At 70.3% G+C, this 7743-nt stretch carries 8 protein-coding genes; 2 read left to right on the forward strand and 6 right to left on the reverse strand.

Annotated features, from left to right (window positions below):
* Window positions 1-74: 74 nt before the first annotated feature.
* Window positions 75-2627 carry a glycoside hydrolase family 38 N-terminal domain-containing protein gene (locus tag DM816_RS22040; protein ID WP_117212234.1) on the reverse strand — a complete coding sequence of 851 codons (2553 nt, stop codon included), beginning with the start codon at window positions 2625-2627 and terminating at the stop codon, window positions 75-77.
* A 234-nt stretch (window positions 2628-2861) separates the two neighbouring features.
* On the opposite strand from DM816_RS22040, the gene DM816_RS22045 reads away from it, so the two are divergent.
* Complete coding sequence (locus tag DM816_RS22045) at window positions 2862-3728, forward strand: septum formation family protein (RefSeq protein WP_117212235.1); 867 nt, start codon at window positions 2862-2864, stop codon at window positions 3726-3728.
* A 72-nt stretch (window positions 3729-3800) separates the two neighbouring features.
* Here DM816_RS22045 and DM816_RS22050 read toward each other — a convergent pair whose 3' ends face one another.
* From DM816_RS22050 to DM816_RS42785, 4 genes are read right to left on the reverse strand one after another with little or no spacing between them, the layout of a single operon-like run.
* A complete protein-coding gene (locus DM816_RS22050) occupies window positions 3801-5006 on the reverse strand; it encodes a right-handed parallel beta-helix repeat-containing protein (RefSeq protein ID WP_117212236.1) in 1206 nt (401 codons plus the stop codon).
* Window positions 5007-5051: 45 nt separating this feature from the next.
* Window positions 5052-5729: a hypothetical protein gene (locus DM816_RS22055; RefSeq protein WP_117212237.1), complete on the reverse strand. Its 678-nt coding sequence runs from the start codon at window positions 5727-5729 to the stop codon at window positions 5052-5054.
* Window positions 5713-6039 (reverse strand): type VII secretion target, encoded by a 327-nt coding sequence (locus tag DM816_RS42780; protein ID WP_162907695.1) that lies wholly within the window; start codon window positions 6037-6039, stop codon window positions 5713-5715. The genes DM816_RS22055 and DM816_RS42780 overlap by 17 nt, the downstream gene beginning before the upstream one ends.
* Window positions 6026-6487 carry a hypothetical protein gene (locus DM816_RS42785; RefSeq protein WP_162907696.1) on the reverse strand — a complete coding sequence of 154 codons (462 nt, stop codon included), beginning with the start codon at window positions 6485-6487 and terminating at the stop codon, window positions 6026-6028. The genes DM816_RS42780 and DM816_RS42785 overlap by 14 nt, the downstream gene beginning before the upstream one ends.
* A gap of 209 nt (window positions 6488-6696) precedes the next feature.
* Between DM816_RS42785 and DM816_RS22065 the strand changes: the two genes are divergently transcribed.
* A complete protein-coding gene (locus DM816_RS22065) occupies window positions 6697-7026 on the forward strand; it encodes a hypothetical protein (RefSeq protein WP_162907697.1) in 330 nt (109 codons plus the stop codon).
* Window positions 7027-7029: 3 nt separating this feature from the next.
* Here the strand turns inward: DM816_RS22065 and DM816_RS22070 are convergent.
* A partial coding sequence (locus DM816_RS22070) for a helix-turn-helix transcriptional regulator (protein WP_117212240.1) occupies window positions 7030-7743 on the reverse strand: 714 nt, incomplete at its 5' end.

Raw genomic sequence — 7743 nt, forward strand, 5'->3', positions numbered from 1 at the left:
GGATGCGGTTCGTGTTCGCCTTCGTGCGCGGGTTGGCCCCGATCGGCATGGCCTGCTCGCCCTGTCGCTGCTCATCACCGCATTACCTGTACCGTCGCGATCTCCCACGCGCGCAGTCGCATCGTGAGGCCGGGCAGCGGTTCGCCGGGCCGGCCGAGCAGGTCGGCCCGGCGGGCCGCGGTGACGCCGCCGAGCCGCGCGGTCGTTGGCTCATCGGTCATCGCGACCACGCGCAGCTCCAGCCAATCGGCATCGCGCCGGCGCAGGCTGGTGAGCACAACCCCGTCGCCCGCAACAGAAACGCCGGCCGCCGCGCTGAGCGTGCCACCGGCCGCCAGCCCGCGCTCGGACACCAACGGGCACCGGAACACCTCCGCCCACCGGGCCACGCCCGCCTCGGCCCACGAACCGGCGTGGGGCAGGATCGCGAGCCGCGTGCGGATCTGCGCGTCGATCAGCTGGGCCTGCGGGGTGGCGATCACCGGGCCGGCCGGCTCGGCGCGCAGCGGGTGCTCCGCCCGGCTGATGAATCCCGTGGCGCGCAACAGGGTCAGCGCCAGCTCGCCGTCGGCCAGCTCGTATTCGGTCACCTGATCGAGCAGCACGGCCGCCCCGCCGGCGTCCACAAAGGAGTATGCGGGGAAGGTCGGCAGCGGCATCTCGCCGTGCCCGCCCTCGCTGGTGAGCCCGCGCTGCACGACCGCGAACTGGCCCTCAGCGTGCGACACCGGGGCCGGGCGGGCCAGCGGCACGTGCAAGCGCAACCGATGGTCGGGCTGCCGGTTGGTGTACGACACTTCGAGCCGGACGAACGGTTCCCCGGCACGCAGCTCGACCCGCATGTCGACGGCGCCGCGCACCGTCAACGCCTGCACCAACGGCCCGGACTCCACCACGTCTATCGAGACCTCACCGGTCAACGGCTTCGCGGGCCCTGGCGCGCAGTTATACAGATCGCCGAGATCCTCCTGGTCCACGATCCGGCCCACGCCGCGCAGCACCGTGCCGTCCACAGCCCACAGTGTGAGCGTCCCGTCCGGCACAACCTCCACCGACAGCAGCCCGTTGTCGAGCCGTTGCCCCGCAGATTCCACGACGGTGAGCGGCACGGCCCGCACCGACGTGTAGCCCAGCGGCGGCACGGTCAACTGCGCATACACCGTGCGCACCGGCTCCTCCAGCACGCGCATGGTCCAGTCCCCGCCGGTCACGTGCGGCGCCAGGTCGGGTGTGAGGCCGCCGCCGATCCGGCCCACCGTCACGGTCAGCTCCCGCTCCCCCGTAATCTGGACACTTTGGACGGTACGGCCGAGGAACTCCAGCCCCAGGGTGCCTTTGCGCAATCCGGCCGCGATCCACCCCGCCGGCCGCGCCGTCTCATACAGCGGGCCTGTGTTGCGCCCCACCTCCTGCGCCGGGACCACGGAGCCGTCGGGCAGCTGGAGCGCGACCGGCCCGTCCACCGACGCCGCGACCTCAAGCGCCACAACCGATGTGCGCTCCCACGGTGACGGATTGAACACCAGCGTGGCCTGCGCCGGGACCAGACCGGCGAGCCCGGCCAGCGCCCGGTCGCGCACGCCCCGCCCGATCTGCTCGGCCTCGGCAATGCGCGCCTCCACCTGCACGGCCGTCTCGTCGACCCCGCATCCGGTCACGGAGTCGTGGCACGAGCTCTGCACGAGCCGCTGCCACGCCAGCTCAAGCAACCGCTCGGGCCACAGCGAAGCCGGGCTCCACAGCGCGGCAAGCGGTTCGGCGTAGCGCTCGACCATCCGCTCGGCCGCACCGAGCGCGCGCTTGAGGTGTGGCCGGTTGGAGATGACCCCCGGCAGGATGTTGGCCCGCGCGTGGCTGCGCATCTCGCCCCGCCACACCGGCAGAGCCTCCACATCGGACGGATCGAACAGAGCAAGATATTGCGCTAGCGTGGACAGCCGCACCCGGCCGCCCAGCCGCGCCACGGCCTGCTTCAGCGTGGGAAGCGGCGCGGAGTGGTCGGTGCCATACATGGCGAGCACAGGATCGTCGCCGAACCACGGCCGTGCCCACTCCAGGTGCCCGCCCAGGTCTCCCCGCTCCAGCAGTTCGGCCGCGTTGCCGTAGCCGCCCGGCAGATACTCGGTGCGCAGCGCCGTGCCGTCCGGCGCCGCCCACACGAACGCGTGCCGGTCGATCCGCGCCGGCACGCCCCGCCACACGCACGCCATCGGGATCCCCACGCCCGCAAGGATCTGCGGCATCTGCGCGCAGTGGCCGAACATGTCGGGCAGGTAGCCCACCGGCATGGCCCCACCGAACGAAGCCGCCCGGCGCAGGCCCCACTCCAGGTTGCGCACAATGTTTTCGCCCGAGCACAGGAACTCGTCGAGCAGGATCGCCCACGGCCCGATCGCGAACTGTCCACTCGCGACCAGCGAGGCGATCCGGTCGCGTGCGTCGGGCCGGACCTCCAGATAGTCGTCGACGACCGCGAGCTGCCCGTCGAGCGTGAAGTGGAACGACGGATCGCCCTCCGCTCGGGCGATCACGTCGTCTATCAGGTCTACGAGGCGCAGCCGGAAGCGCTGAAACGGTTCGTACCACTCGCGGTCCCAGTGGGTGTGCGGGACCAACCAGACGTTCATCGATAGATCCTATGAGGGCGGAGCGCGCACGGCCAGCCCAACCGCGGCGCCCCCGCCCGGTTGTGCTCAGCCGCACCCGCGACGCGGCGGCTCGGAAATCAGGCTCGGCCCACGCGGTCGGCACGAGCGGAGCATCCAGGACACATCGGGCAATGTCAACGCGCCCTGTGCCCTCACCGCCGCCATACAGCGCCTGGTTGGCGCATCGGCTGTTCGGTGGATAGTGTCGGCGTAATGCGGATCGGTCTCGCGTTCACGATGGCAGTGGCGGCACTGCTCACGCTCGCTGCCTGCACGCAGGCCACTCCGCCGATCACGATCGGTGACGGGCGTCTGACCAATCAGTGGCCGGCGCTGCCCGAGCCGGTCAGCTGGCGGCCCGCCGCGGGCACCTGCCACCAGTCGTTCCTGGCCAATCTGCACCGCACCGCATACGAGCCGGTCGACTGCGCGGCCCAGCACCAATACGAGACCGTGCACGTCGGCGACTTCGTACCCGAGGTGAAGGAGCCGGCGCACCAGCAGGCGTGGGCCGACTGCGATGCCAAGACGGCGGCGTTCCTCGGCGGGCAGTGGCGCGACCGCCAGATCTGGATCGGTGTGTCCCTGCCATCGCCCGAAGCCTGGAGCGGCGGCGCCCGGTGGTATGCGTGCCAGGCGGGAGCCGCGTCCTGGGTCGGCCACCCGAAGATCACATTTGTCGGGAGCATCCGGCAGGGCTTCGACAGCCTGCCCAACCTCAGGTGGGGCTGCGGCCAGCAGCCCGAGCACGGCGAATATCAGCCGCTGGAGTGCGACCAGCCGCACAACTCCGAGTTCGCCGGGACGTTCCCGCTCGACGTGCCGTTCGCCGAGGTGGAGGCGAAATACGCCGACAACGACCCGCTGTTCCACCAGGGCTGCCTGAAGGTGATCGCGAAGTTCATCGGGGTGCGCGACGAGCAGGCGCTGGCCTCCCGCACGGGCAGCTCCTATTGGCTGCCCGACGAGAGTGACTGGACCGCGGGCGACCGCAGCGTCCGTTGCCACCTGTGGACCGGCTCACGGCAGGTCACGCGCTCGCTGGAGGGCGCAGGCGCTGCCGCCCTGCCCACCCGATAAAGCGCCGCTGTGGACCGGCTCACGGCAGCCGTCGCGTTCCCTTGAGGGCACGGGGCGGCTGCCGTAGGGCTGTTAGCCGACCGCATACATCGCGCCGCCCGCGATGCGCACAAACGAGTTGGGACCCGGCGCGTTGAGGACCTTCGTGCCGATGTTCGCGGTGGCGACCCGGCCGACGATCGTGCACTCGGCGGGACTGCCCATAAAGGACACTCCGCGCAGCTGCGAAGCGTAGCGCCCGTTTGCGCGGCACAGGACCTGGAAGCCGTCGAGCGACACGCCCGTGCTGCTGCGCAGGATGATGCCGTCGTCGCGGCAGGTGTCGGCGGTCAGCGCGGCGGCGACGCACGGGGTACCGCTGATGTCAAAGCCGACGACAGAATCCTGGACCTCAAGACAGCTGAACGTGCCGCGGCTGCCGGCCAGGCGCATGCCCGCGATATTGCAGTAGTATGCCTTGGAGTTGGTGACTTTGTTGTTGCCGGACGCCACGTTGATGCCGTAGCCGTCGCAGCCTCCAATGTGGACGCGATCGATGTGCGAGTCGGGCGTGCCGCCCAGCACGATCCCGTCGCCCGAACAGTCGCGCACCTGGCAGGTGTGCAAGAGCGTCCCGCGCATGTCGGTCTCGGCGTAGAGCCCGTTGCGCCCGGCCCCGTCGACGCCCGGCGTGCGGAACCCGCGCACGAACAGGTCATAGGCGTAGCAGTCCGGGTCGGGTGACGTGTACGGATAACCGGACGGATTGGACGCCCCGTCGTTGGAATAGACCAGGCCGTCGCACGTGCCGCCCGCCGTGCCGCCGCCTTCGAGGGTGAAGCCGTGCAGGCCGCAGCCGTGTGTGTTGGTGTCGAACAGCTTCACCAGCCCGACCCGCGCACCGGCCCCGCTGACCGCCGTCAGCCCGACCGCGCGCAGCACGGAGGCGAACATGCCGGCCCCGGCAACGTCCACACCGGACTGCAGCAAAATCGAGCCCGAGCAATAGTATTGCCCGCCGGACAGCTCGACCGCGTTGAGCGCCCGCTCGGAACTGCCCGCCACAGGGCCGGTCGCGGCCTCGGCGATGGCCGCGTTGATGGTGTTCTGGTCGTTCGTGCCGGTGCACACATAGTTGGCCTCGGCCTTGATGTAGGCCGGCGCGTCTTTGGCGGCGACCGTGATGCGCAGCGGACGCGACCCCACGCCCGGCCCCGCCTGCGCGGCTCCCGCTCCCGTCGCCACCCCCGCCGCGGCGCCCACGAGCGCCGCACCGACCAGCCTTCGATTGATCGTCATGGCTGGAAAGTATCGACCGATTCGCATGCCCCAGCAAGCGGGAGATCAGAACAGCTGCTCTCGCTCGGCCTTCACCCCGTCGGACGGCTGCCCCACCAGGTCTCCGCCGAGCTCGATGAACAGCAGCCCCAACCACATCAAGCCCTTGCCAACGATCTCGAACACCGCGGTGAACCCGCCGGCCAGGTCCTCCACTATGTCCATGCCGTTGAGGTAAGCGGTGGCGGAGACCGCTTTGAGAGCCTCCCATGTCATCGCGGCCCGGCCGAACGAGCCTCGGCCGAACCTGATGGCGGCCACGAGCACCACAAGCACCGCGACGGCACCCCCGATCCAGGACAGGACCGTGGCGATCAGCTCGCACAGGGCCGCGATGGCGATGAGCACCAGCGCCGAGAGCACGAGCAGGGCCGCGACGATGAACAGGATGACGGCCGCGATCCACTTCAGCACGGTCAGCACGGTGTCCCAGGCCTCCCGAGCGGCCTCGGCCGCCTCCCCTTGCCACGCCTGGCTTTCACGGGCCTGCGAAAGCTCGTCGTGCGCAGCCTGCAACTGCCCTGCGAGTGCCGAGTATTCGTCGATCTGCGCCCGGATCGCCTCCACATCGGCGTCGGCGTGCCGAAGCGGTTCGAGCAGATCGGGCAGCCGCTCCCCGAAGAGGCCCTCCAGCAGCCGCACGTCCGACAGGTCGAATTGGTACCGGTCAAGCAGTCTGCTCACGGGCAGCCTCATTTCGTTGCGCGGCATGGGCGTCGGACACCTCGTAGCCGGTGGCCGCCTGCGTCAGGCCATCGCCGAGGCGGCTCGCGGCAAGCGCCACCCGGCCGATACCGGTGGCGATCGCCGCCCGTGCCTCGTCCCACCGAGCGGCGGTCTGCTGGGCCTGGGCGATAGCGGGAAAGTGCTGGCGCACCGGGCTTTGGGCCAGCGCGGCCGCATACCGGGCCAGCGAGTCCAGGCTGGCGGCCAGCGCCGCCACGTCACGCGCGCTCTGCCGTACCTCGCTCGGGTCGACGTCAAATTCGGCCATCTTGTTCCACTCCCGTCGGAAAGCGGCCCTCGGACGCTTCGCGGATCGCGCGCGCCAGCTCGGCCCGCGATTGGTCGAGCACATCGAGCGGCACGTCGAGCGCGAACGCGTGGGGGCGTACGAGCCGGTGCAGATAGTTGACCCAATCGGGCCGATCCGCGTCCGGCGCCGGTGACGCGTCCGGACCACCGACCCAGAGCCGGCTCCGGGCGAGCACGACGAAGCGGATCTGTTCCCACGGAAGCGATCGCGGGGACGGAGCCGACCATCGGATGCCATCACCGTCGATGCGCACGGTGAGCCCGAGCAGCAGCATTTCGGCCTGCTCGGCCCGCTCCCAGCCGACAAGGGCCAGGATCTGACCGGCGCAGACGGCCACCATCACTGACGGCATGACCTCACGCGCAAGGGACCCCGCATATGGCGAGCCGGCAATGACCAGGACCACCCACGAGATGGCACAGGCGCCTAAGCCCAGACCGCAGGCACCGGAGATGCTCCGACCCACGCGCTTGAGCACCCTGCCGGTCTTGAGGCGCGCCGATGCGCCTTCGGAACTTGCTCCCACCGTCATGCCATCCACCGGGCACTCCGATCAATGTGCATTAATCGATATACTAGAGGGGCCGCCGTGATTCATGGAGAGGTGGTTTTCCCGTGCCCGGAGGACCCGGTCAGGATAGCAACTTAGTCCACATAGCCACAACTGCCACCGGGCTGCCGGCGAGCCTCGTCATCCGGCCGGAGGCGATGCGCCTGACCCCGCAACGGCTGGCCGAGGTCATCCTGAGCGCGCTGCGCGGCGCGCACGAGACCGCCGTCCAGGAACTGCTCGCGCGCTTCGACGACGCGCGGATCGACCCGCACACGCCCAGCATCAGACAGGCACGCGAGACGGCGGCGCAGATCCAGGCAGACGTGCGGCGGCAAACCGAACAGGTTCGTGCCGAATTGGACGCGCTGCGCAGCAGGCTCCCCGAAGGCTGAGCGTCACGTGCCCAGCAGGCCCCGGCGGGCCGCGATCACGCCCGCCTGGAACCGGTTGGCCGCGCCGAGCAGCTCGTTGAGCCGGCTCATGCGGCGGCGCATGGTGCGCAGCGACCAGCCGAGCTGCCGGGCGATGGCCTCGTCTTTGAGCCCGGACACGAGCAGGGTCAACAGCATCCGGTCGTCCTCGGAAAGCGCGTCATGCTCGGGCGCCTCCAACGGGATGGCTGCCTGCCAGCACATCTCCCAGTAGTCGAGCAGCCCGTCCAGCAGTGCCGACGGCCGGATCACCACCGCACGCACGTCGGAAAAGTCCAAAGACAGCGGCATCAACGCGATCCGGCGGTCGGCGATGGCCAGCTTGATGCGCAGGCCTGGCAGCACGCGCGCCTGCTCGCCCTGCCGCACGAGCCCACGGATGTCGCCGAGCACGCCGGGCCACTCCAGCGCCTCCGGCGCATACACGGCCCGATAGGACACGCCCCGCGCCAGCAATTGTGACTCCACCGGGTTGGACGTGGTGAGCGCATACGGCGGGCGGTCCAAAGTGGTCACTTCCTCGCGCGCCTCCTGCTGCAGGCGCACGAACCAGCGGCCGAGCGCCGCGCTGCCGTGCAGCACCTCGACCTGGTCGGTGCCGCCGGTCTGCGCGGCCGCGAACAGCTCCGACAGCGGGCCGGCCGCCGCGCGGGCCCGGTCGAGCTCGGCGGCGCGGGC

Origin of the sequence: Allorhizocola rhizosphaerae (assembly GCF_003426775.1) — a bacterium.
GTDB lineage: Bacteria > Actinomycetota > Actinomycetes > Mycobacteriales > Micromonosporaceae > Allorhizocola > Allorhizocola rhizosphaerae.